This window comes from Streptomyces sp. NPDC025721, from assembly GCF_055558595.1.
This window is the reverse complement of the sequence record NZ_JBVHMF010000015.1, coordinates 117,707-142,105: the sequence shown is the minus strand read 5'-3', so window position 1 is coordinate 142,105 and position 24,399 is coordinate 117,707. Positions and strand designations below refer to the sequence as shown.

Sequence of the window (24,399 nt, the reverse complement as noted above, 5' to 3'; positions counted from 1 at the left end):
GGCCACTTCACGATGGACACCAGCCTGATCGACCGCGAGAAGACCGCGGAGCGGCTGCTGGCCGCGTCCGCCAAGCACTCGTTCGACCCGGACACCGAGCTGGACTGGGACGCGCCCTTCGAGGAAGGCAAGTGGTTCTGGCCGCCGGAGCTGGTGTCGCTGTACGACACCCCGCTGTGGCAGCGGATGTCGCAGGAGCAGCGCGTCGAGCTGAGCCGCCACGAGGCGGCGTCGCTGTGCTCGATCGGCGTCTGGTTCGAGACGATCCTGATGCAGCTCCTGCTGCGGCACACCTACGACCTGGACCCGACCAGCAACCATGTGCGGTACGCGCTGACGGAGATCGCCGACGAGTGCCGGCACTCGAAGATGTTCGCGCGGGCCGTGACGAAGATGGGCACGCCCACCTACCGCCCCAGCAGCCTCGACCACAATCTCGGCCGGCTGATCAAGACGGTGTCCACCACGCCCGGCGCCTTCACCGGCACGCTGCTGGCCGAGGAGATCCTGGACTGGATGCAGCGGCTGACCTTCCCCGACGACCGCGTGCAGCCCTTCGTCCAGGGCGTGACCCGGATTCACGTGGTCGAGGAGGCCCGGCACATCCGCTACGCCCGCGAGGAGCTGCGCCGCCAGATGGTGACGGCGCCGCGCTGGGAGGTCGAATTCACCCGGCTGACCTCCGCGCAGGCCGCCAGGACCATCGCCCGTTCGCTGATCAGCCCGCAGGTCTACGCGTCGGTGGGCCTCGACCCCGTCCGGGCGGCCGAGGCGGCCCGCACCAGCCCGCACCGCCGCGAGGTGATGCGGCAGTCGGCGAAGCGGCTGATGGACTTCCTGGACGAGATCGGGCTGATCAAGGGCCCGAGCCGCAAGCTGTGGCGCTCTTCCGGACTGCTCGGCTGACCCGGCCGCGCCCGCGGACCCGGACACCCGTGCGAAGCCCCGCGCCCGGGCCGACCCGTTCACGTGTGCGGGCGGATAGTCTGCTGGACATGACCAGCAGCGCGGCGCCCGCATACCGCCGGATGAGCGTCGAGCAGCGCCGTACGCAGTTGCTGGCCGCCGCCGTCGACCTGTTCGGCCACCGGCGGCCGGAGGACGTGTCGGTCGACGACGTCGCGGCGGCGGCCGGGGTCTCCCGGCCGCTGGTCTACCGCTACTTCCCCGGCGGCAAGCAGCAGTTGTACGAGGCCGCGGTGCACGACGCGGCGCAGGAGCTGATCGGCCGCTTCGGCGTCCCCTCGCAGGGGCCGCCGACCGAACGGCTCGCGGACGCGCTGGACCGCTACCTGGCGTATGTGGACGAGCACGACGCGGCGTACGGGGCGCTGCTGCGCGGCGGCAGCGTCGCCGAGACCAGCCGTACGGACGCGATCGTGGACGACGTACGGCGCAGGGCCGCGGAGCAGGTGCTGCACCACCTCGGGGTGACGGCGCCGGGGCCGCGGCTGGCGATGATGGTCAGGTCGTGGATCGCCTGCGTGGAGGCGATATCGCTGATCTGGCTGGACGAGGGCAAGCAGCCGCCGGTCGCGGAGCTGCGGGCGTGGCTGGTGGACCACTTCATCGGGCTGCTGCTGGTGACCGCGACGACCGACCCGGAGGCCGCGGAGGCCGCCGCCCGCGCGCTGGCGCTGGAGACCCCGAGCAGCCCGGCCGGCGGGCTGGCGCGGCGGCTCGCGCCGATCGCGGACGCGGTCGCACATCTGCTCCCCGACCCCTCCTGACCCCGACCGGGGAACCCCGCGCCGCCCGCCGTGCCATCCTGAGCGGGTGAGACACGAGGACACGGAATTCGTCGGGGGCCCGCTGGACGGGCGGGTGCTCGGCGTGCTCGCCGGGATGACCGGGCAGCCGCCGCGCGTCTACACCGTGCCCGTACCCACGCCCGAGGGCGGTCCGCCGGTGGTGCACGTCTACCACCGCGAGCCCAGCCCCGGCCCGCGCGGCTCCCGCCGTACCCGCTGGGTCTTCGTGTACGACCCGGAGGGCAACCGCCCGGACGGCCCCAAGTGGCCCTGGCGCAAAGGCGCCTGACGCCCCGCCGGACGGGCCCGCGCGGCCACGCGGGACATCGCGTCGGACCGGGCCGCGCGGCGCGCGGCGCAAAGGCGGCCGAACCGGACGGTTCCACAGGTCAAAGGGCCGGGTATTGGTCCGGACCATTGACACGCATTGGTCTGGACCTGTTTGCTGCGCGGTGACATGCGCCGTCCTCACCGAAGGAGCATCCCCCCATGCTCTCCACCGCACCGCGCAACAGACGCAGAACCTTCATCGCCGCCTCCGCCACCCTCGCGGGCGCCGTCGCGCTCGGCGGGCTCGTGGCGCTCGCCCCGTCCGCCAGCGCGGGCGAGTTCCTGACCAACGGCGGCTTCGAGACCGGCGGCCTGTCCGGCTGGAGCTGCGACGCGGGCACCGCCGCCGTCGTCAGCGGCCAGGCGCACAGCGGCACTTACGCCCTCCAGGGCACGCCGAGCGCGAGCGGCACCGCGCAGTGCAAGCAGAACGTGTCCGTCGCGCCGAACACCACGTACACCCTGACCGCCCAGGTCAAGGGCGCGTACGTCTACCTCGGCGTGGACGGCGGCACCAGTACGTGGACGCCCGGCACGGGCAGCGGCTACGCGGCGCTGAGCGTGTCCTTCACCACCGGCGCGAGCCAGACCAGCGCGGCGGTCTACGTGCACGGCTGGTACGGCCAGCCCGCGTACCTCGCCGACGACGTCTCGCTCCAGGGCCCCGGCAGCGGCACGACCACGCCGCCGACCACCCCGCCGACGACCCCGCCCACGACGCCGCCGACGACGCCCCCGACCACTCCCCCCACCACCCCGCCGACGACGCCTCCCACGACGCCGCCGACCACTCCCCCGACCTCGCCCCCGCCCTCCGGCGGACTGCCCACCCACGCGCTGGTCGGCTATCTGCACGAGACGTTCGCCAACGGCTCCGGCTACACCAAGCTGGCGGACGTGCCGGACAGTTGGAACATCATCGACCTGGCGTTCGGCGAGACCAGCTCGCCGACCTCGGGCAGCATCCACTTCACCCGCTGCTCGGCCAGCGAGTGCCCGGGAGTGGAGTCCGACGCGGACTTCAAGGCCGCGATCAAGGCCAAGCAGGCCAAGGGCAAGAAGGTGCTGCTGTCCATCGGCGGCGCGAACGGCGAGGTGCAGCTCACCACGACGGCCGCCCGCGACGCCTTCGTCTCCTCGGTGAGCGGCATCATCGACACCTGGGGCCTGAACGGCATCGACATCGACTTCGAGGGCCACTCGCTGTCCCTGAACACCGGTGACACCGACTTCAAGAACCCGACCACCCCGGTGATCGTCAACCTGATCTCGGCGCTGAAGACCCTCAAGGCCAAGTACGGCAGCGGCTTCGTGCTGACGATGGCGCCCGAGACGTTCTTCGTCCAGATGGGCTACCAGTACTACGGCTCGGGCCCGTGGGGCGGCCAGGACCCGCGCTGCGGCGCGTACCTGCCGGTGATCTACGCGATGCGCAACGACCTGACGCTGCTGCACGTCCAGGACTACAACTCCGGCTCGATCATGGGCCTGGACAACCAGTACCACTCCATGGGCGGCGCGGACTTCCACATCGCGATGACCGACATGCTCCTCACCGGCTTCCCGGTGGCGGGCAACACCGCCAACATGTTCCCGGCGCTCGCCCCCTCCCAGGTCGCGATCGGCCTGCCCGCCTCGGTCAACGCGGGCAACGGCTACACCGCCCCGGCCGCCGTCGACCAGGCGCTCGACTGCCTGACCAAGAAGACCAACTGCGGCGGCTACACCACCCACGGCACCTGGCCCGCGCTGCGCGGCCTGATGACGTGGTCGGTGAACTGGGACAAGTTCAGCAACTGGGAATTCCAGAAGAACTTCACCAGCTACTTCGGCTGAACCGCCCGCAGATCCCCCGCCGATCCGTCGGCTGACCCCTCGGCTGACCCCTCGGCCGATCCGTCGGCCGGCCTTCGACCGAGCCGGTGACGGCTCCTGAAACGCGTACGGCCCGGCCGCCGAGGGCGGTGACCGGGCCGTACGCTTTTTATGTCCGGAAGGTGATCGCACGGCGAAGATCACCTGTGAGAGTGACCGGGTTGCGCGGAATCGCCTATTCCCTCTGTCGAACATATGACAATTCGTGGCAGGATGCGGATCGCGTAGCGTGTTACCGACCGGTTACGGGAGATGAGGGGTAGTCAGTGGCCCGAGGTACCAGGAGGTGGCTGCGTTCGGCCGCGGTCTGCGGCACTCTGCTCGCCGCCGCGGCACTCGCTCTGCCGGCCCAGCAAGCGGCGGCGCGACCCTACGACCCACCGCCCGCGGCGGAGGTCTCGCTGCCCGATCTGCTGACCAGGCTCCAGACCCTCTACGCGCAGACGGAGACGGCGACCGAGTCGTTCAACAAGGCCAAGGAGACCGCCGACCGGCAGCGCGCCCAGGCCGACCAGGTCGACGCACAACTCGCCGACCAGCGGGTCTCGGTCGCGGACAAGCGCGACGAGGTGGGTCTGATGGCCCGCCAGATGTACAAGGACGGCAGCGTGTCGCCGTACCTGTCGATGCTGACCGGCCAGACCCCGCAGGACTTCTTCGGGCAGCGGCACGTCCTGGACCGGGCCGCCGACCACCAGCAGGACGTGCTGGCCGAGCTGACCAGCGGCGAGCAGCGGCTGAACGAGCTGAACACCCAGGCGCAGCAGGCGCTGGACAAGGCGCAGTCCGCGCTGGCCGTCCAGCAGGCGCAGAAGAACACGGTGGAAAAGCGCCTCCAGGAGGTCGAGTCGATACTGGCCGGGCTCACCGGCGTGCAGATCAGCGAATTGCAGTCGCTGGAGGAAAAGGGCGTCAACAAGGCGCAGCAGGAGTTCCTCGACTCCAAGGCGCTGGGTTCCGACGCCGACAGCCGCCTGCCGTCCGACGCGGGGAAGCGGGCCATCAGCTACGCCTTCATGCAGCTCGGCAAGCCGTATGTGTGGGGCGCGCAGGGTCCGGACTCCTTCGACTGCTCGGGGCTGACCTCGCAGGCGTGGTCGCACGCCGGGGTGACCATCCCGCGCACCAGCCAGGAGCAGTGGGCGCGGCTCCCGCACGTGCCGCTCGAACTGCTGCGCCCCGGCGACCTGGTGATCTACTTCTCCGGCGCCACCCATGTGGCGATCTACATCGGCGACGGACTGGTGGTCCAGGCGCCGCGCCCCGGCTCGGTGGTGAAGGTCTCGCCGATCGCCGCCAACCCGATACTGGGCGCCGTCCGCCCGGACCTCGGCAGCGCCCCGGCCGGGGACTACACCCTGCCGAAGATCCCCAAGCAGGCCGAGCAGCCGACGCCGTTCAGCCCGCAGGTGACGCCCCCGGCGCCCAAGCCCAGGACCTCCGGCGGGTCGACCGGCACCGCGCCGGCCACGCCGCCGCCGCACTCCACGGGTCCCGTCACCCGGCCGACCCCGGGCGAGAGCACGCCGCCGCCGAGGATCACCCCGACGCCGACGCCCTCGGACACCCCGTCCGGCGGCCCGACGCCCACGCCCTCCGCCACCGCGAGCGGGGGCGCGAGCTAGGGCCTGTCCGGCGGCCCGTGGGAGCCGGGTCCGACGCCTAGGCGGAGGGCCCGGCTCCCGCCGCGGCCTGCGCCTCGGCGAGATACGCCCCGGCGCGCTCCGGGTCGAAGAACCACTCCTCGTAGTCGGCCGGGTCGTCGAAGCCGTTGGCGAAGCGGTCGGCGACCGGCTGGAGCCCGCCCGCCGCGCCGATCAGGCCGAGGACGTGCTCCGGCGGCGGCGCGAGCATCGCGTTGGTCCACTTGGTGACCGGCGCCGCGTGGTTCCAGTAGCGGTCGAAGGCGCTCTGCATCCACGCGCGGTCGAAGGGCAGCTCGCCGCGCTCGACGATGCTCGCCAGGTACGAGGCCGCGCACTTGGCGGCGTTGTTGGAACCCTGGCCGGTGATCGGGTCGTTGGCCACCACGACGTCCGCGACGCCCAGAACCAGCCCGCCCGAGGGCAGTTCACCGACCGGCTCGCGCACGGTCGGCGCGTACCGCCCGGCGAGCGTGCCGCCCGCGTCGGTCAGCTCGACCGAGCCCGCCCGGTCGTACTCCCACGGCGTGAAGCGGCGCATCAGGTCAAGTGTGAGGCGGAGCTGCTCCGCGGGGTCCTTGACGCCCTGGAAGACGTCGACCGGGCCGCCGGGCACGCCCTCCCAGAAGAGTATGTCGGCCGGGCCCGAGGTGGTCAGCGTCGGCATCACGAACAACTCGCCGACGCCCGGCACCAGATTGCAGCGCACCGCGAAGAAGTCGGGGTGCTCGGGGCGCGGCCCGAGTCCGTGCACATACGACACCGCGAGCGCCCGCTGGGGGGCGTCGTAGGGCGAACGGGCGGCGTCCCGGCGGAACATGGAGACGATCTCGCCCTTCCCCGCGGCCACCAGCACCAGGTCGTAGGCGCGGGAGAAGTAGTCCAGATCCGATACGGCCACACCATGGATGACGAGCTTGCCGCCGCGCTCGGCGAAGGTCTCCATCCAGCCTGCCATCTTCACCCGCTGGTCGACGGACTGCGCGTGACCGCGCAGCCTGCCCACCCAGTCGATCGGCCGTGAGGCGTCGGGCGCGGAGACGGAGACACCCACTCCCTCGATGCGCGGCGCCTGGTCCTCCCAGAAGTTCAGTCCGAGGTCGCGTTCGTGCTGGAGCGCGGTGGCGAACATGCACTGGGTGGACATCACCCGGCCGCCGCGTATCTCGTCGGCGGTCCGGTTGGACATCACGGTGACGTCATAGCCCTGGGACTGGAGGCCCAGGGCGAGTTGGAGCCCGGCCTGCCCGGCTCCGACGATGAGTATCTTGCGCACAACGGCTCGCTTCAGGTCGATGGACTTCGTAACGCGGCGGCAACCGCGGCCACTACATGGGCTGTTCGGACAGCGCGTGCCCGACCAGCGCCAGCAGCGCCTCCACCACTGAATACCGCTTGCGAGCGTCGATCACCAATACGGGGATGTGGGCGGGTACGGCCAGTGCCTCACGGACGTCGTCCGGGGTGTACTGCGCCGTGCCCTCGAACTGGTTGACGGCGACCGTGTAGGGCAGACCGGTGCCCTCGAAGTAGTCCAACGCCGGGAAGCAGTCGGCCAGTCGGCGGGTGTCGGCGAGCACGACCGCGCCTATCGCGCCGCGCACGAGGTCGTCCCACATGAACCAGAAGCGCTGCTGTCCCGGCGTGCCGAAGACGTACAGCACCAGGTCCTGGTCCAGGGTGATCCGGCCGAAGTCCATGGCCACCGTGGTGGTGGTCTTGTCGGGAGTGGCGGCGAGGTCGTCGACGGCCTCGCTGGCCTGGGTCATCACCGCCTCGGTGGTGAGCGGTGCGATCTCGGAGACGGCGCCGACGAAGGTGGTCTTGCCCACGCCGAAGCCGCCCGCCACCACGATCTTCGTGGAGACCGGCGCCCTGCCGCGTTCCTTCTGCCACTCTTGCAGGCCGTCCTGCTGGTCAGAGCCTGCGAAGTCCACTGAGCACCCTTTCGAGCAGCGCGCGGTCGGGGCTGCCGGGCCCGTGCCCGGTTCCGTACACGCGGATCCTTCCCTGGTCCGCCAGGTCACTGATCAGGACACGGACGACGCCGAGCGGCATCCGCAGGAGTGCGGAGATCTCGGCCACCGACCGCATTCTGCGGCACAGTTCGACGATCGCCCGCAGCTCGGGCATCACGCGCTCGGCCCAGTCGCCCCTGGTGAGGGCGAGTTGTTCGCCCGGACCGTCAACGGTGGCCACGAACGTCTCGACCATGAGCACATGGCCGAACCGCGTGCGACCGCCGGTCAAAGCGTACGGGCGTACGCGCGCGGTGCGCCGGTCGGCTCCGCGTTGGGGCAGCGACGGCATCAGCGGGCACTCTCCAGGGCGTGGCGCAGCTCACTGCGCAGTGCGGGGGTCAGGACGTGTCCGGCCCGTCCGACGAACAGGGCCATGTGGTAGGCGATGACGCTCATGTCGCAGTCGGCGCCCGCGTGCACGCCCAGCAGCGAGCCGTCGCTGATCGACATGACGAACAACGCGCCGTCGCTCATCGCGACGGTGGTCTGCCGGACCTTGCCGCCGTCCATCAGCTTCGCCGCGCCGACGGTGAGGGAGGCCAGGCCCGACACGACGGCGGCGAGGTCGCCGCGGTCCCCCGCGGGGTTCTTCCGCGGGGCGGGGACCGCCGGGTCCTCGTCGGCCGGCGTCGCGGGGGGCGGCGACGCGTCGGCCTCGGCGTGCGAGGTGATCAGCAGCAGGCCGTCGGAGGAGACCACGGCGACCGAGCGGACGCCGTGCACCTCCTCGACGAAGCTCTGCAACAGCCACTGGAGATTGCGCGCCTCATGACTCAAGTCCTTCGTTTGCGTGCCGACCGCGTTCAACGGGTCGCCTCCTCAACGGTTTCGGCTGGGCCTGCGTCCCCCTGGTCGTCCCCTCGCACGTCCGTGGTCGTGACCGCGGTGCCCTCCACCGCTCCCGGTCCCGCTCCGGCTCCCTGCTCCGGTATCACCACTCCTGCCCCGGCGACCGGTCCTGATCCGCTGGTGATCTCCTCCTCGACGTCCCGCCGTCCGGCCTGCAATCCCCTTTGCAGACCGCCCAGTTTGCGCCGCAGCGCCTCGGCGTCGACCGGTCCCCCGCGCTGCGGCTCGCGCGTCGCGGGCTCTCCGGTCAGACCGGTGCTGCGCGGGGTCCGCTGCGGCAGGCCCTTGCCGGTGAGGCTGCCGCCGACGGGCGCGGCAGGCGTGTCGGCTGCGGACACCCTACGGTGCCTGGGCCGGGAGGCGCCCTGTCCTGGCGCGGTCCCGCCGTCGGGAGCCGGGCGGGTGTGCTCGGTCTGGCGCGGTACGGCCGGGTCGGCGGCGGGCGCGGGCGCCCGGCCGAACTCCGGTGCGGCGGAGGCGGGTTCGGCGGCCGGTTCCGGGGCTGACGGGGCGTCGGCCCCGGCGCCGGCCGGCGTCGTGGCCGCGGGCATCGGCTCGCCCGCCAGCGCGGCCTCCACCGGCGTGGCGGGCTGCTCGTCGGGCTGCGCGGCCGGGAGCAGGACCCGCGGCAGCACGACGACGGCGGCGGTGCCGCCGAGCTTCTGCGGGCGCAACTGCACCCGGACGCCGTGCCGGTGGGCGAGCCGGGAGACCACGTACAGGCCCATGCCGGAGACCGTGCCGGGCGGGGCCGGGTCGGGGTCGGCGAGTACCGCGTTGAGCTCGCCGAGGCGTTCCGGCGGTACGCCGATGCCCGCGTCCTCGACCGACAGCATGACCTCGCCGCTCTCCAGCAGCCAGCCGGACAGGTGCACTTCGGCGTGCGGGGCGGAGAAGGAGGTGGCGTTGTCGAGGAGTTCGGCCAGCAGGTGGCTGATGTCGTCGGCGGCGCGGCCCGCGATCCGGGCGACGGCGAGCACCTGGATGCGTACCCGGTCGTACCGCTCGATCTCGGAGATCGCGGCGCGTGCCACGTCGACCAGCGGGACCGGGCGGGCGGCGGCGCCGTGGCTGTGCTCGGTGCCGGTGAGGACCAGCAGGTTCTCGCTGTTGCGCCGCATGCGGGTGGCGAGGTGGTCCAGCTTGAACAGGGTCTCCAGCCGGTCCGGCTCCTGCTCCTGGTCCTCCAGGCCCTCGATCAGGGTGAGTTGACGCTCGACCAGGCCGAGGGTGCGCAGGCTGAGGTTGACGTAGGTGAGCTGCGCGGCGCCCTGCGTGGTGGCGGCGGCGAGCTGCCGGGTCAGCTCGTCCTGGCGGCGCAGCAGCGTGTCCCGCTCGGCGGAGAGCGCCCCGTGCACGCCGAGCGCGCGGATGCGGTCGGCGGCCAGGTCGGCGGAGCGCGAGCGCAGCGCCTGGGCCTCCTGCGTCAGCGCGTTGGCCCGGCGGGCGACGGCGGCGAATTCGTCGGTGCCGGTCACCTCGGCGCCCTGGCCGCTCTCGGCGTCGGCGCGGGACCAGCGGTGCAGCGCGGCCAGCGGGCGGGTGAGGCTGCGGAAGACGGTGACGAGGACGCCCACCACGAGCAGCAGGCAGAGCGCGGCGAGCGCGGCCCGCAGCTCCAGCGCGGTGACGTCGTCGTCGCGGTCGTGGGCGGCGGCGCGGGCCTCGTCGGTGGCGGCGGACGCCTCGACCGTACGCATCAGGCCGATCCTGGCGGTCAGCGCCGCGTTGACCGGTTTCGCGCCCAGCGCCCGGTCGGAGCGGGTGAGTTGCCCGCCGTCTAGGAGCTGGGCGAGGTCGCGGTCGGCCTGCGCGGTGTCGGCGCCGGTGACGGTCTGGTCGTACTGGCCGCGCAGGTCGGCGGGGGCCGTGGCGCGGAATTCGGCGAGCGCGGCCTGTTCCTGGACGTGGGCGACCTGGGCCGCGGCGGTCAGCTCCGGCTGGGTGCCGCCCGCGGTGAGCGCGGCGACCAGCAGGCCGCGCTGGACGGCGGCGGCGGTGACGGCGCGGGTCAGCGGCGCGGTGACCGGGCCCGCGGTCCTGCCGAGGGCGTCGAGCAGCGGCTGGTAGGCGCTGATGACGCTCTGCGGGCCGCCGTCGCCGCCGAGGGCGCCCTGCCGGACGCGGGGCAGCGCGGCGAGCGCGGTCCGCAGGCCGGCGGGGGCGTCGGCGGCGACGTCCTGGACCTGGCGGTCGACGCGGGAGCGGCTGTCCTCCGGCAGGCCGTCGCCGCTGGCCGCGTCACGGCCGTCGGCGGCGAAGGCGGCGAGGTCGTCGCGCTCGTCGGCGAGGGAGTGGGCGAGCACGGTGGCGCGGGTGGTGAGCTGGGCCGCGTCCGCCCGGTCCTGGGCCCGCGACAGGTCGCGGACCGCGAGGGCGACGCCTGGAGCGGCGGCGGCCAGGACGGTCACGGCGCAGACGAGCAGGGCGGCGAGCAGACGCTGCCGGACCCTCCGCTCTCGCGGTTGACGTCGTTCACGCAACTTCGGTGCTCGCAATCACGTATCGCCGGCGGGCCCGGGAGTGTCCCCGGGGAATATGCAGAAGTCCCTCCGACCCTTGCAGCCCCGCCCGGAGAGGTGCCACGCGTCGCTCCCCCGGACACTCGAACGAGTGAATCGCAACGAGGAGTTGACCGACAAGTCCGGCGTGCGCGGGGACACTTCGCCCGGCGTGGACGGCACTGGCGCGGTGCTGCGACCTTTGGCAGGATGCCCGCGCGCATATGCCCATGCGCCCCGGTCCGTACCAATGGGGCCGTCCGCGGGGGGCGCGGTTTCGAACGCCGGGCCGCCGCGCGGGGTGCCGGGGAGCCGCCGTCCGGCCACCGCCGGGACACCCGCGGGCCGCCGTCCGTACCCGCGGGTCCCGCACACTGGTCCCATGCGCATCGAGATGGCCACCGCGCCCGGCACCCCCGACCGTCCGAACGAGGACTTCGTCTCCGTGGCCCTGCCCGCTTCCGGGCAGGGCGGCGCCGTGGTCCTGCTGGACGGGGTGACGCCGCCGCCGGACAACGGAGATTGCGTGCACTCGGTGCCGTGGTTCACCGCCCGGGTCGGCGGTGCGCTGCTCGAACTGTCCGTTTCCCGGCCGGAGATGACGCTTCCCGACGCTCTGTCCGCCGCGATCGGCAGGACGGCCGCGGCACACCGTGACACCTGTGATCTTTCTCACCCGCTCACCCCGCAGGCCACGGTGGTCGCCGTCCGCTGGGACGAGGAGTACGTCGAGCACCTGGTGCTGTCGGACTCGGCCCTGCTGCTGGAGTCGCCGGACGGCGAGGTGACCGCGGTGCTGGACGACCGGATCGACCGGCTGCGCGCCGCGGGCGTACGGGTCGGGCCGCTGCGCAATCTGGAGGGCGGTTTCTTCACCGCCGCCGCCGATCCCGCGGTCGTCTCGCGGGCCGTCGCCGGCCGCACCCCGCGCTCCCGGGTCCGCGCGCTGGCCGCGCTCACCGACGGCGCCGCCCGTACCGTCGAGGTGTTCGGCGACGACGCCTGGCCCGATGTCCTCACCCTGCTCCGCAAGGCGGGCCCCGAGGCCCTGATCGCCCGCGTGCGCGCCCGCGAGGCCGCCGAGGAGTCCCCCGGCGGAAAGCGCCACGACGACGCGACAGCGGTCCTGGTGGAGCTGTAGCCGCGCGGGGCGCGCGCTACTCCTCGTTGTTCAGGCGCTGGAGCAGGCGGGCCAGCTCCGCGACGTCCGTGCGGTCCCAGGCCATGAGCTGGCGCAGGTAGCGCTCGCGGCGGGCGGTGCGGACGCGGGAGAAGCGCTCGCGGCCCTCGGCGGTCAGGCGCATCAGGAAGGCGCGGCCGTCGGCGGGGTCGGGCTCGCGGGTGACCAGGCCCAGTTCCTCCATGGCCCGCAACTGGCGGCTCATGGTGGCCTTTCCGACCCCGAAGTACGCCGCGAGTTCGGTGGCGCGCTCGGGTTCCGTCTCCTCCAGCCGGACCAGCAGGCCGTACGCGGCGGGTTCCAGTTCCGGGTGGACGGCGCGGGCGAGGTCGCCCGAGGTGGCGCGGGCGCGCCGGAACAGCACGGTCAGTTCGCGCTCCAGCGCGTCCATGTCGCTGTCGTCGGATCCGGCCGCTTCCGCCGCCTGTCTCGCCTCGTTCACACCGTTCCCGCTTTCAACGCCTGAAAGTTTCCTTCACTCACGGTTGTTTCCGCAGCACGTCAAGTATTTCGCAGGAGTAGACCATCGGCGGTTTCCTGACCCCCTTTCACGCCCGGAGTCGCGCCTCTACCTTCAAATCTGTCATGGCCACTGCAAGGCCATGCCGAGTCCCCACCATGGAGGCACGAATGTCCCACGGAGATCTCTCCGTCGTGCACGGCCCCGGCTCGGTCCGGAAGAGGCTCGGCCTGCTGGCCGGTCTGTTCGTCACCATGCTCGCGATGGTGTTCGTCCTGCCCGGCTCCGCCAGCGCGGCGAGCGGCACGGGGCACCTCACGCACCCCGAACTCGACTGGATGGGCTCCACCATCAAGGCGCACGAGGGCTCCAGCGCCTCCTCGTCGTCGTCCGCCGGGACCGTCACCCCGATGGCGACGCAGACGCTCGGCATGGACGTCTCCGGCTACCAGGGGAACGTCAACTGGGCCACCGCGTGGGCGAACGGCGGCAAGTTCGCCTACGTCAAGGCGACCGAGAGCACGTCGTACACCAACCCGTACTTCACGCAGCAGTACAACGGGTCGTACAACGTGGGCATGATCCGCGGCTCGTACCACTTCGCCACCCCCGACACCTCCGGCGGCGCCGCGCAGGCCGACTACTTCATCGCCCACGGCGGCGGCTGGTCCGGCGACGGCAAGACGCTGCCGGGCGCGCTGGACATCGAGTACAACCCCTACGGCGCGACCTGCTACGGCCTGAGCCAGGCCAGCATGGTGAGCTGGATCCACGCCTTCGCCAACCAGTACCACGCGCGTGAGGGTGTCTACCCGGTCATCTACACCACCTTCGACTGGTGGAACACCTGCACCGGGAACAACAGCGGCTTCGCCACCACCAGCCCGATCTGGATCGCGAAGTACACCAGCACGGTCGGCACCCTGCCCGCGGGCTACGGCTTCTACACCTTCTGGCAGTACGGCGATTCCGGCACCTTCCCCGGTGACCAGGACCGCTTCAACGGAGACCTGTCCCGTCTCCAGGCCCTCGCCCTGGGCTAGTCACCTCGCGGCGGCTCCCGCACGCACGAGTTCCCCGCACCCTCGTCCCAAGGGTGCGGGGAACTCGCGTGTTCAGGACCGGACCACGGCCTTCACGGCCGGGCCACGGCCTTCACAGCCGGGCCACGGCCTTCACAGCCGGGCCACGGTCTTCACGGCCGGACCGCGGCCTTCGACCGGACCCGCGGCCGGAGGCCGTCAGGCGGCCAGCGGCACCTCCGCCTCGGCGGCCTCGGCGGAGGCCGACTCCAGCGCCAGCGCCAGGACTTGGCGGACGTCGCTGACCGGGTGGACGTCGAGGGCCGACAGGATCTCGGCCGGGACGTCGTCCAGGTCCGCCTCGTTCCGCTTCGGGATGACGATGGTCGTGATCCCGGCGCGGTGCGCGGCGAGCAGCTTCTGCTTGACGCCGCCGATCGGCAGCACCCGTCCGGTCAGGGACACTTCGCCGGTCATGGCGACGTCGGTACGGACCCGGCGCCCGCTGAGCAGCGACGCCAGCGCGGTGGTCATGGTGACACCGGCGCTCGGCCCGTCCTTCGGCACCGCGCCCGCGGGCACGTGCAGGTGGACGCCGCGCTCCTTGAGGTCGCCGACCGGCAGTTCCAGCTCCGCGCCGTGCGACCGCAGGAAGGACAGCGCGATCTGCGCCGACTCCTTCATGACGTCGCCCAGTTGGCCGGTGAGCTGGAGTCCCGATCCGCCGGTCTCCGGGTCGGCCAGCGACGCCTCGATGTAGAGGACGTCACCGCCCGCGCCGGTCACCGCGAGCCCGGTGGCCACGCCCGGCACCGCCGTGCGCCGCTCCTCCGGGTCCTGCGCGGACTCCGGTACGTGGTGCGGCCGTCCGATCAGCGCCCGCAGGTCGTCGGGGCCGACGGTGAACGGCAGTTCCTGGTCGCCCAGTTCGTGCCGCGCCGCGATCTTGCGCAATATCCGGGCGACGATGCGCTCCAGATTGCGGACGCCCGCCTCGCGGGTGTACTCGCCCGCCAGCCTGCGCAGCGTCTCCTCCTCCAGCGCCACCTCGTCCTCGGCCAGGCCCGCCCGCTCCAACTGGCGCGGGAGCAGGTGGTCGCGGGCGATGACGACCTTCTCGTCCTCGGTGTAGCCGTCGAGCCTGACCAGCTCCATCCGGTCGAGCAGCGGCTCGGGGATGGTCTCCAGGACGTTGGCGGTGGCCAGGAACACCACGTCGGACAGGTCGAGTTCGACCTCCAGGTAGTGGTCCCTGAACGTGTGGTTCTGCGCCGGGTCGAGGACTTCGAGCAGCGCCGCCGCCGGGTCGCCCCGGTAGTCGGAGCCGACCTTGTCGATCTCGTCGAGCAGCACCACCGGGTTCATCGACCCGGCCTCCTTGATGGCCCGCACGATCCGGCCGGGCAGCGCGCCGACGTACGTACGCCGGTGGCCGCGGATCTCCGCCTCGTCGCGGACGCCGCCCAGCGACACCCGGACGAAGGTACGGCCCATGGCGCGCGCGACGGATTCGCCGAGGGAGGTCTTGCCGACTCCGGGCGGCCCGACCAGGGCCAGCACCGCGCCGCCCGCCCGCCGCCCGCCGCCGCTCTTGCCGGAAGCAGCGTCCGTCTGGCCGCCGACGACACCGAGGCCGCGGTCCGCGCGCCGCTTGCGCACGGCCAGGTACTCGGTGATGCGTTCCTTGACGTCGTCCAGGCCCGAGTGGTCGGCGTCCAGCACCGCGCGGGCGCCCGGGACGTCGTAGGTGTCCTCGGTCGTGGTGTTCCACGGCAGTTCCAGGACGGTGTCCAGCCAGGTGCGGATCCAGGAGCCCTCGGGGGAGGCGTCCGAGGAGCGCTCCAGCTTCTCGACCTCCTTCAGGGCGGCCTCGCGGACCTTCTCCGGCAGTTCGGCGGCCTCGACGCGGGCGCGGTAGTCCTCGCTCTCGTTCTCCGGGTCGCCGTTCAGCTCCGCCAGTTCCTTGCGGACCGCTTCGAGCTGCTGGCGCAGCAGGAACTCGCGCTGCTGCTTCTCCATGCCCTCCTGCACGTCCTTGCGCAGGCTCTCGGCCACGTCCTGCTCGGCGAGGTGGTCGCGCAGCCACTGGACGGCCAGCTTGAGCCGGGCCATCGGGTCGAGGGTCTCCAGCAGCTCCACGCGCTGCTCGGTGGTGAGGTAAGGGGAGTAGCCGGAATTGTCGGCGAGCTGGGACAGGTCGTCGATCTGCTGGACCCGGTCCACCACCTGCCAGGCGCCGCGCTTGCGCAGCCAGCTCGTGGCCAGTGCCTTGTACTCCTTCATCAGCTCGGCGACCGTGCCGGGCGACTCCGCGGGCGCCGGTTCCTCCACCGGCGTGCCCTCCACCCACAAAGCGGCGCCGGGCCCGGTCGTACCGGCCCCGATCCGCACGCGTGAGCGGCCCCGGATCACGGCGCCGGGGTCGCCGTCGGACAGCCGGCCGACCTGCTCGACGGTGCCGAGCACCCCGATCCCCGCGTAGGTCCCGTCCACGCGGGGAACGAGCAGCACCTTCGGCTTGTTGTCGCCGCTGTCACCGGCGAGGCCGCCGGATCCGGCGGCGGCGTGCGCGGCTTCCACCGCGGCCCGCGCCTCCGTGTCCGACAGGTCGACCGGCACGACCATGCCGGGCAGGACGACCTCGTCGGACAGGGGCAGCACGGGCAGAGTGAGCGTTGTGGGCGTCGAAGCCATGATCTCCCCTTCGGCAATCAAGTTGAGCTATGTCGACTCAATGCGTGGGGCACTTCGAATGTTCCCCGGGGCGCGTTCGCTCTCAGCGATCCCCGGCCTCGGCGGTCCTGACCTGCGCGATCCAGCTCCCGGCGATCCCCGACCCGGGCGGTCCCCGACCTGGCCGGTCCCGACCTCGGCGATCCCCGCTCCCGGCGGTCCCCCGCAGCTCCCCCGGTCAGCTCCTGGCGCGCAGGAAGGCCGAGGTGGAGACCCGGCCCAGCATCTCGAACCGGGACTCCCCGGTCTCCAGGTACTTGTCCGCCGCCTCCTGGACACCGGTCCATGCGGCGTCCCCGTAGTCGTCGAGCACCACGATGCCGCCGGGCGCCGCGATCTTCTCTGCCCACTCCAGGTCGGCCATGACGCCCTCGGCCGAGTGGTCGCCGTCGACGATGATCACGCCGTACTTCCGGTCGGAGACCGCGGCCCGGGTGTCCGGGTCGCCGGAGAAGCCCTGCTCGATCCTGGCCCGCTCCCCTGCCTTGCCGCCGAGCGCCAGATTCGCGCGCACCACGTCCATCCGCACCGGCGTGCCGGTGGGCTCGCCGACCGGCCGGGCGCCCGGCTGGAGCTGCGTCCCGGCCAGCGGGTCGACGATGGTCAGCCGCGCCTCGACACCGGCCCGGTGCAGCATCCGCATCAGCGCGGCGGAGAACAGGCCGTGCAGCGTGCCGATCTCCAGCACGTCCTCGTTGGGCGGGTCGAGCAGCGGGACCGTGGCCAGCTTCCCGCAGATGTTGTAGGTGGAACCGGCCAGGCGGCCGACGGCCAGGGCTTCGAGCGCGATCACATTGCGGAAGGCGATCGTCACATTGCGCCGCGCGTCGGCCTCGTCGCGGCCCGAGACGGCGACCATCTCCCGCACCAGGGTGTCGATCCGGTCCGGGGTGGGCAGCCGGGGACCGCTGCGTCCGGTCTTGTCGAAGAGCAGACCGATCGCGAACTGCTGGTCGCCCAGCTCCGCGACCTTCTTGCGCATCGAGTCGAGATCGGCGACCTGCGACCTGCGGTCGCTCTCGATCTCCTTGCGGAGCTTGGAGGCGGAGCTCTGCACGCGACGGTCGACCAGTGCGGCAGCGGGGGCGAGCACCCGCCTGGTCAGTCGATTCTTCAGTAGGGAGGACATGCGCGGAATTTACGCCGCCGGTTCGCCGCCCAGGTCATGCCCCGATGCAGAGGAAATGAAGTTCTCACGACCGAGCAGTTAACGCCCGATGGAAAGGTGGCCGACATAAGGTCATGACCTCGTGCGGCATACGCCAAACTGGCCGTATGACCCTCCAACACCCATCCTCCTACAGCGGAACCCGCGCCTTCGACCACACCGCTCCCGTGGTGCTCGACCGGCAGGAAGGCCCGTACGGGGAGGTGGTGCTGCGACGGCACGGCGACCTGCTCCAGATCATCGCGAACGGGTGTTTCCTCATGGACACCTCCGACGGGCGGTCCGAACGCCTTCTGGTCGACGCGGCATTGGAATACCTGGACGAAGAACCGGCGAACAGCGCGGACCGGCCCGGCCGCTCGGTGCTCATCGGCGGTCTCGGCGTCGGATTCTCCCTCGCGCGCGCCGCCGCGCGGCCGGGCTGGTCCCGGATCACCGTCGTCGAACGCGAGTCCGCGGTCGTCGGCTGGCACCGCGACGGGCGGCTCGCGCCGTTCTCCGCGGGCGCGCTGGACGACCCGCGGGTGACCGTGGTCGAGCGGGACCTGGTGGCGTACGTGGCGGAGCCCGGCGAGCGGTACGACGCGCTCTGCCTGGACATCGACAACGGCCCGGACTGGACGGTCACCGACGACAACGGCGGTCTGTACGGCCCCGCGGGCCTCGCGGCCTGCCGGAACCGGCTGACGGCCGGCGGCGTCCTTGCCGTGTGGTCGGCGAGCCCGTCGGCCGGTTTCGAGGACGCGCTGCGGACCGCGGGCTTCTCCGGAGTACGCACTCTGGAGGTGGAAGTGACGCGTGGGGTTCCGGATGTCGTGCACCTGGCGATCAACGCCGCGTAGTCAGGGCGCCCACCTGCCCCGTAGGCTCCCCCGTAACCAGGACGACCTTGTGGGGCGGAATTGGACAGCGCGCAGACGACGGGCACGCAGCGCCGGGTGCTGGTGGTCGAGGACGACCAGACCATCACGGAGGCCATCGCGGCCAGGCTGCAGGCCGAGGGATTCCAGGTGCGGACGGCGGGGGACGGTCCCTCCGCGGTGGAGTCCGCGCACACCTGGCAGCCCGACCTGCTGGTTCTCGATGTCATGCTGCCCGGCTACGACGGCCTCGAGGTCTGCCGCCGGGTGCAGGCCGACCGGCCGGTGCCGGTGCTGATGCTCACCGCGCGCGACGACGAGACGGACATGCTGGTCGGGCTCGGCGTCGGCGCCGACGACTACATGACCAAGCCGTTCTCGATGCGCGAGCTGGCCGCCCGCGTGCACGTCCTGCTGCGCCGGGTCGAGCGGGCCTCGATCGCCGCGCACGACCCGCGCGGCGCCAGCATGCAGCTCGGCGACCTGGAGATCGACCACGCGCAGCGCCGGGTCCGGGTCAGGGGCGCCGACGTGCACCTGACCCCGACCGAGTTCGAGCTGCTGGTCTGCCTGGCGCAGCAACCGCGCGCCGTGCTCTCCCGCGAGCAGTTGCTCGCCGAGGTGTGGGACTGGGCCGACGCGTCGGGCACCAGGACCGTCGACAGCCACGTCAAGGCGCTGCGCCGCAAGATCGGCGCCGAGCGCATCCGTACCGTGCACGGCGTCGGGTACGCGCTGGAGACCCCGGCGCCATGACCCGGTGGTGGCGCCGGCTGTGGCGGCGCGTGTGGGACGCGCTGCGGCCCTGGGACCCGTACCGCTCCATCAAGGCCGCGCTCCAGCTCCTGGTGATCATCTCGGTGCTGATCACCACCCTGCTGGTGATCGTCGCCATCCACTCGGCGACCGAGCTGCGGGTCATCACGATCTTCTCGATCATCGCCTCGCTGCTGCTGACCCAGATCGTCGCCAACGGCCTGACCGCGCCGCTGCGCGAGATGACGGCCGTCGCCAAGGCGATGGCGGGCGGCGACTACAGCCGCCGGGTGGCGCGGGTGCGCAGGGACGAGGTCGGCGAGCTGGCCGAGACCTTCAACCAGATGGCGGCCGATCTGGCCGCCGTCGACCGGCACCGCAAGGAACTCGTGGCGAATGTCTCGCACGAGCTGCGCACCCCCATCGCCGCGCTGCGGGCCGTGCTGGAGAACGTGGTGGACGGGGTGTCGGCCGCCGACCCCGAGACCATGCGGCTGGCGCTCCAGCAGACCGAACGGCTCGGCAAGCTGGTCACCCAGCTGCTGGACCTCTCGCGACTGGACAGCGGCGCGGTCCGGCTGGAGGCCAAGCGCTTCGAGGTGTGGCCGTACCTGTCGGCGGTGCTGCGCACCGCGAGCCTGGGCATGGAGGGCTCCTCCGCGACCGGCTCCCGCTCCCGGCCGCGCGCCGACGTCCACCTGCACCTGGACGTGTCACCCCCGGAACTGACGGCCTACGCCGACGGCGAGCGGCTGCACCAGGTGGTGGCCAACCTGGTCGACAACGCGGTCAAGCACAGCCCGCCGGGCGGCCGGGTGACGGTACGGGCCAGGCGCGGCGGCGCGCCCGGCAGCCTCGACCTGGACGTGCGCGACGAGGGGCCCGGCATCCCCGAGGCCGACCGCACCCGCGTCTTCGACCGCTTCCACCGCGGCGCGCATCCGGGCGGCGACGGCGGGACGGGGCTCGGTCTGGCCATCGCGCGCTGGGCGGTGGACCTGCACGGCGGGCGGATAGAAGTGGCCGAATCCCCTCGCGGCTGCCGGATCCACGTCACCCTTCCGGGTGTCTCCACGGCGCAACCTTGACCTAAAGTTGGGGCGAGCCGCTCGCGGCCGCCCCCCAGCCGCCCTCCGCCGCACCGACGCCGTGCGAGCGCGGCTGATCGAACGACCCCCAAGAGGGATCAATTTCCCGCCAGGAACAGCACTGAAACCAGTCTTCGGGTGTGACATGCGCGACGTAAGGGCCCCGGGCCTGCATCGACCCCTCCAGTAGGCGTAGCCTTTATTTCCGCTGTCCACCATCTTGTGAAGCGGAAGAGGGCGGTTGCCGCCGTGTCGTCACAGTCCCCCAATAGCTCTAGTGTCTCGACCGACCACGAAGCGCAGGGCGAAGGCCCCGCAGCGGGCTTCGGCCCCAATGAGTGGCTGGTCGATGAGATCTACCAGCAGTACCTCCAGGATCGGGACTCGGTAGACCGAGCCTGGTGGGACTTCTTCGCCGACTACAAGCCGGACGGCTCCGCCGATTCGGCGGCCGCCCCCGGCCAGGGCGGCGCCTCCGGCGCCGCCGCTCGCGCGACGTCCCCCGACGAGGGCAGCGCCGTAGGCGCCGCGCAGCCGGTCCCCGCGGGCGCGACGGACGCCCCGGCGCCCGCCGCCCCTCCCGCTCCCGCTCCCGCGCAGCCGGTCGCCAACGGCACCCCCGTGGCCTCCCCCGCCGCGCCTGCCGCCCCCGTGGCGCCCGCGGCGGCCCCCGCGCCCGTCCCGGCGCCCGCGGCCCAGGCACCGGCGGCTCCGGCCGCTCCCGCGCCCGCGCCCGCCCCGAAGCAGGCGGCGCCCCGGCAGGCCGCCCCCGCGCCGGAGCCCCAGGGCACCGAGTACGTGACGCTGCGCGGCCCGGCCGCCGCGGTCGCCAAGAACATGAACGCCTCGCTGGAGCTGCCGACCGCCACCTCGGTCCGCGCCATCCCGGTGAAGCTGCTGTTCGACAACCGCATCGTCATCAACAACCACCTCAAGCGCGCCCGCGGCGGCAAGGTCTCCTTCACGCACCTGATCGGGTACGCGATGGTGCAGGCGCTCAAGGCGATGCCGGCGATGAACCACTCCTTCGCGGAGAAGGACGGCAAGCCGACGCTGGTCAAGCCCGACCACGTCAACCTGGGTCTGGCCATCGACCTGGTGAAGCCCAACGGCGACCGCCAGCTCGTCGTCGCGGCCATCAAGAAGGCCGAGACGCTGAACTTCTTCGAGTTCTGGCAGGCCTACGAGGACATCGTCCGCCGCGCCCGCAACGGCAAGCTGACGATGGACGACTTCACCGGCGTCACCGCCTCGCTGACCAACCCCGGCGGCCTGGGCACCGTGCACTCCGTGCCGCGGCTGATGCCCGGCCAGAGCATGATCCTCGGCGTCGGCTCGATGGACTACCCGGCCGAGTTCCAGGGCACCTCGCAGGACACCCTGAACAAGCTGGGCATCTCCAAGGTCATGACGCTGACCAGCACGTACGACCACCGGGTGATCCAGGGCGCCGCCTCCGGCGAGTTCCTGCGGATCATGAACCAGCTCCTGCTCGGCGAGAACGACTTCTTCGACGACATCTTCGCCGCGCTGCGCATCCCGTACGAGCCGGTCCGCTGGCGCACCGACATCGACACCGCGCACGACGACGACGTCACCAAGGCCGCGCGGGTCTTCGAGCTGATCCACTCCTACCGGGTCCGCGGCCACGTCATGGCCGACACCGACCCGCTGGAGTACCGCCAGCGCAAGCACCCCGACCTGGACGTGCTGGAGCACGGACTGACCCTGTGGGACCTGGAGCGCGAGTTCGCGGTCGGTGGCTTCGCGGGGAAGTCACTGATGAAGCTGCGCGACATCCTCGGGGTGCTGCGCGACTCGTACTGCCGCACCGTCGGCGTCGAGTTCATGCACATCCAGGACCCCAAGCAGCGCAAGTGGATCCAGGACCGGATCGAGCGCCCGCACGCCAAGCCCGAGCGCGAGGAGCAGCTCCGCATCCTGCGCAGGCTCAACGCGGCCGAGGCGTTCGAGACCTTCCTCCAGACGAAGTACGTCGGCCAGAAGCGCTTCTCGCTGGAGGGCGGCGAGTCCGTCATCCCGCTGCTCGACGCGGTCATCGACGCGGCGGCCGAGTCGCGGCTGGACGAGGCCGTGATCGGCATGGCCCACCGCGGGCGGCTCAATGTGCTGGCGAACATCGTCGGCAAGTCGTACGCGCAGATCTTCCGCGAGTTCGAGGGCAACCTCGACCCGAAGTCGATGCACGGCTCCGGCGACGTGAAGTACCACCTGGGCGCCGAGGGCACCTTCACCGGTCTCGACGGCGAGCAGATCACCGTCTCGCTGGCCGCGAACCCCTCGCACCTGGAGACGGTCGACCCGGTCATCGAGGGCATCGCCCGCGCCAAGCAGGACATCATCAACAAGGCGGGCACCGACTTCACGGTGCTGCCGATCGCGCTGCACGGCGACGCGGCCTTCGCGGGCCAGGGCGTCGTCGCGGAGACGCTCAACATGTCGCAACTGCGCGGCTACCGCACCGGCGGCACCGTGCACGTGGTGATCAACAACCAGGTCGGCTTCACCGCCGCCCCGGAGTCCGCGCGCTCGTCGATGTACTGCACCGACGTGGCCCGGATGATCGAGGCGCCGATCTTCCACGTCAACGGCGACGACCCGGAGGCCGTGGTCCGCGTGGCGCGGCTGGCCTTCGAGTTCCGGCAGGCGTTCAACAAGGACGTCGTGATCGACCTGATCTGCTACCGCCGCCGCGGGCACAACGAGTCGGACAACCCGGCGTTCACCCAGCCGCTGATGTACGACCTGATCGACAAGAAGCGCTCGGTGCGCAAGCTCTACACCGAGTCGCTGATCGGCCGCGGCGACATCACCCTGGAAGAGGCGGAGCAGGCGCTCCAGGACTACCAGGGGCAGTTGGAGAAGGTCTTCACCGAGGTCCGCGAGGCGGCGTCCGCGCCGCCCGCGAGCCACGAGACGCCCGTGCAGCCGGAGTTCCCGGTCGCGATGCCCACGGCGGTCTCCGCCGAGGTCGTCAAGCGGATCGCCGAGTCGCAGGTCAACATCCCCGAGCACGTCACCGTCCACCCGCGGCTGCTGCCGCAGCTCCAGCGCCGCGCGGCGATGGTCGAGGACGGCACGATCGACTGGGGCATGGGCGAGACGCTGGCGATCGGTTCGCTGCTCCTGGAGGGCACGCCGGTCCGGCTCGCGGGCCAGGACTCGCGGCGCGGCACCTTCGGCCAGCGGCACGCGGTGCTGATCGACCGGGAGACCGGCGAGGACTTCACACCGCTGCTGTACCTGTCCGAGGACCAGGCCCGTTACAACGTCTACGACTCGCTGCTCAGCGAGTACGCGGCGATGGGCTTCGAGTACGGTTACTCGCTGGCCAGGCCCGAGGCGCTGGTGCTGTGGGAGGCGCAGTTCGGCGACTTCGTCAACGGCGCCCAGACCGTGGTGGACGAGTACATCACCGCGGCCGAGCAGAAGTGGGGCCAGACGTCCGGCGTCACCCTGCTGCTGCCGCACGGCTACGAGGGCCAGGGCCCGGACCACTCCTCGGCCCGGATCGAGCGCTTCCTCCAGCTCTGCGCGCAGAACAACATGACGGTCGCCACCCCGACCACCCCGGCCAACTACTTCCACCTGCTGCGCTGGCAGGTGCACAACCCGCACCACAAGCCGCTGATCGTCTTCACCCCGAAGTCGATGCTCCGGCTGAAGGCGGCGGCGTCGAAGGCCGAGGACTTCACCACCGGGCAGTTCCAGCCGGTGATGGGCGACACCTCGGTGCAGCCCGAGGCGGTCCGCAAGGTCGTCTTCTGCTCCGGCAAGGTCTACTACGACCTGATCGCCGAGCGGGAGCGGCGCGGGGCGACCGACGTGGCCTTCATCCGCATCGAGCGGCTGTACCCGCTGCCGGGTGTGGAGATCCAGGCGGCCATCGCGCCGTACACCAAGGCGCAGAAGTTCGTGTGGGCGCAGGACGAGCCCGCGAACCAGGGCGCGTGGCCGTTCATCGCGCTCAATCTGATCGACCACCTGGACCTGCTGCTCGGCGCGGCCCCGGACAACGCGGACCGGCTCCGCCGGGTGTCCCGCCCGGCGTCGTCCTCGCCCGCGGTGGGCTCCGCCAAGCGGCACCAGGAGCAGCAGCAGCAGTTGATCGAAGAGGTCTTCTCGATCTGACCTCCCGCCC

19 protein-coding genes are annotated in these 24,399 nt (G+C 71.9%); 11 read left to right on the top strand and 8 right to left on the bottom strand.

Annotation, left to right across the window (positions count from 1 at the left end; genetic code table 11):
• The first annotated feature begins 12 nt into the window (after positions 1-12).
• The 5 genes from ACZ4EF_RS21850 (at position 13) to ACZ4EF_RS21830 (ending at position 5,581) form a co-directional block, all read left to right on the top strand.
• Entirely contained in the window at positions 13-906 is an 894-nt protein-coding gene (locus ACZ4EF_RS21850; RefSeq protein ID WP_467506110.1) for an AurF N-oxygenase family protein, read from the top strand.
• Positions 907-995: 89 nt separating this feature from the next.
• Positions 996-1,730: a TetR/AcrR family transcriptional regulator gene (locus tag ACZ4EF_RS21845; RefSeq protein WP_355344409.1), complete on the top strand. Its 735-nt coding sequence runs from the start codon at positions 996-998 to the stop codon at positions 1,728-1,730.
• A gap of 46 nt (positions 1,731-1,776) precedes the next feature.
• Positions 1,777-2,040, top strand: coding sequence for a hypothetical protein (locus ACZ4EF_RS21840; RefSeq protein WP_355344412.1), 264 nt, complete (start codon positions 1,777-1,779; stop codon positions 2,038-2,040).
• Positions 2,041-2,240: 200 nt separating this feature from the next.
• A complete protein-coding gene (locus tag ACZ4EF_RS21835) occupies positions 2,241-3,917 on the top strand; it encodes a chitinase (protein WP_355344415.1) in 1,677 nt (558 codons plus the stop codon).
• 305 nt (positions 3,918-4,222) lie between these two features.
• Positions 4,223-5,581, top strand: coding sequence for a C40 family peptidase (locus ACZ4EF_RS21830; RefSeq protein WP_355344418.1), 1,359 nt, complete (start codon positions 4,223-4,225; stop codon positions 5,579-5,581).
• 37 nt (positions 5,582-5,618) lie between these two features.
• Here ACZ4EF_RS21830 and ACZ4EF_RS21825 read toward each other — a convergent pair whose 3' ends face one another.
• From ACZ4EF_RS21825 to ACZ4EF_RS21805, 5 genes are read right to left on the bottom strand one after another with little or no spacing between them, the layout of a single operon-like run.
• Positions 5,619-6,875 (bottom strand): styrene monooxygenase/indole monooxygenase family protein, encoded by a 1,257-nt coding sequence (locus ACZ4EF_RS21825; RefSeq protein WP_355344421.1) that lies wholly within the window; start codon positions 6,873-6,875, stop codon positions 5,619-5,621.
• Positions 6,876-6,927: 52 nt separating this feature from the next.
• Positions 6,928-7,536, bottom strand: a complete 609-nt coding sequence (locus ACZ4EF_RS21820; protein WP_355344424.1) for a GTP-binding protein — start codon at positions 7,534-7,536, stop codon at positions 6,928-6,930.
• The gene (locus ACZ4EF_RS21815) at positions 7,517-7,909 is read right to left on the bottom strand and encodes a DUF742 domain-containing protein (RefSeq protein ID WP_188281760.1); all 393 of its coding nucleotides are present in this window, start codon (positions 7,907-7,909) and stop codon (positions 7,517-7,519) included. The genes ACZ4EF_RS21820 and ACZ4EF_RS21815 overlap by 20 nt, the downstream gene beginning before the upstream one ends.
• Positions 7,909-8,427 carry a roadblock/LC7 domain-containing protein gene (locus ACZ4EF_RS21810; RefSeq protein WP_467506106.1) on the bottom strand — a complete coding sequence of 173 codons (519 nt, stop codon included), beginning with the start codon at positions 8,425-8,427 and terminating at the stop codon, positions 7,909-7,911. The genes ACZ4EF_RS21815 and ACZ4EF_RS21810 overlap by 1 nt, the downstream gene beginning before the upstream one ends.
• The gene (locus ACZ4EF_RS21805) at positions 8,424-10,952 is read right to left on the bottom strand and encodes a sensor histidine kinase (protein ID WP_467506104.1); all 2,529 of its coding nucleotides are present in this window, start codon (positions 10,950-10,952) and stop codon (positions 8,424-8,426) included. Before ACZ4EF_RS21805 ends, ACZ4EF_RS21810 begins: the two co-directional genes overlap by 4 nt.
• Positions 10,953-11,352: 400 nt before the next feature.
• On the opposite strand from ACZ4EF_RS21805, the gene ACZ4EF_RS21800 reads away from it, so the two are divergent.
• A complete protein-coding gene (locus tag ACZ4EF_RS21800) occupies positions 11,353-12,111 on the top strand; it encodes a hypothetical protein (RefSeq protein ID WP_467506102.1) in 759 nt (252 codons plus the stop codon).
• 16 nt (positions 12,112-12,127) lie between these two features.
• On the opposite strand, the gene ACZ4EF_RS21795 is transcribed toward ACZ4EF_RS21800, so the two are convergent.
• A complete protein-coding gene (locus ACZ4EF_RS21795) occupies positions 12,128-12,541 on the bottom strand; it encodes a MarR family winged helix-turn-helix transcriptional regulator (protein ID WP_355344462.1) in 414 nt (137 codons plus the stop codon).
• Between the two features lie 239 nt (positions 12,542-12,780).
• Between ACZ4EF_RS21795 and ACZ4EF_RS21790 the strand changes: the two genes are divergently transcribed.
• Positions 12,781-13,653 (top strand): lysozyme, encoded by an 873-nt coding sequence (locus ACZ4EF_RS21790; protein ID WP_467506100.1) that lies wholly within the window; start codon positions 12,781-12,783, stop codon positions 13,651-13,653.
• Positions 13,654-13,851: 198 nt separating this feature from the next.
• Here the strand turns inward: ACZ4EF_RS21790 and lon are convergent, their stop codons facing one another.
• Positions 13,852-16,326, bottom strand: a complete 2,475-nt coding sequence (lon, locus tag ACZ4EF_RS21785) for an endopeptidase La (RefSeq protein ID WP_467506098.1) — start codon at positions 16,324-16,326, stop codon at positions 13,852-13,854.
• A 217-nt stretch (positions 16,327-16,543) separates the two neighbouring features.
• A complete protein-coding gene (locus ACZ4EF_RS21780; protein ID WP_401852438.1) occupies positions 16,544-17,494 on the bottom strand; it encodes a class I SAM-dependent methyltransferase in 951 nt (316 codons plus the stop codon).
• A gap of 146 nt (positions 17,495-17,640) precedes the next feature.
• On the opposite strand from ACZ4EF_RS21780, the gene ACZ4EF_RS21775 reads away from it, so the two are divergent.
• The 4 genes from ACZ4EF_RS21775 (at position 17,641) to ACZ4EF_RS21760 (ending at position 24,389) form a co-directional block, all read left to right on the top strand.
• On the top strand, positions 17,641-18,375 hold the full coding sequence (locus ACZ4EF_RS21775; RefSeq protein ID WP_401852440.1) for a spermidine synthase family protein: 735 nt from the start codon (positions 17,641-17,643) through the stop codon (positions 18,373-18,375).
• A 60-nt stretch (positions 18,376-18,435) separates the two neighbouring features.
• Entirely contained in the window at positions 18,436-19,149 is a 714-nt protein-coding gene (locus tag ACZ4EF_RS21770) for a response regulator transcription factor (protein WP_188281597.1), read from the top strand.
• Entirely contained in the window at positions 19,146-20,237 is a 1,092-nt protein-coding gene (locus tag ACZ4EF_RS21765) for a HAMP domain-containing sensor histidine kinase (RefSeq protein ID WP_355344450.1), read from the top strand. Before ACZ4EF_RS21770 ends, ACZ4EF_RS21765 begins: the two co-directional genes overlap by 4 nt.
• A 249-nt stretch (positions 20,238-20,486) precedes the next feature.
• Positions 20,487-24,389 (top strand): multifunctional oxoglutarate decarboxylase/oxoglutarate dehydrogenase thiamine pyrophosphate-binding subunit/dihydrolipoyllysine-residue succinyltransferase subunit, encoded by a 3,903-nt coding sequence (locus tag ACZ4EF_RS21760; RefSeq protein WP_467506095.1) that lies wholly within the window; start codon positions 20,487-20,489, stop codon positions 24,387-24,389.
• Positions 24,390-24,399: the final 10 nt, after the last annotated feature.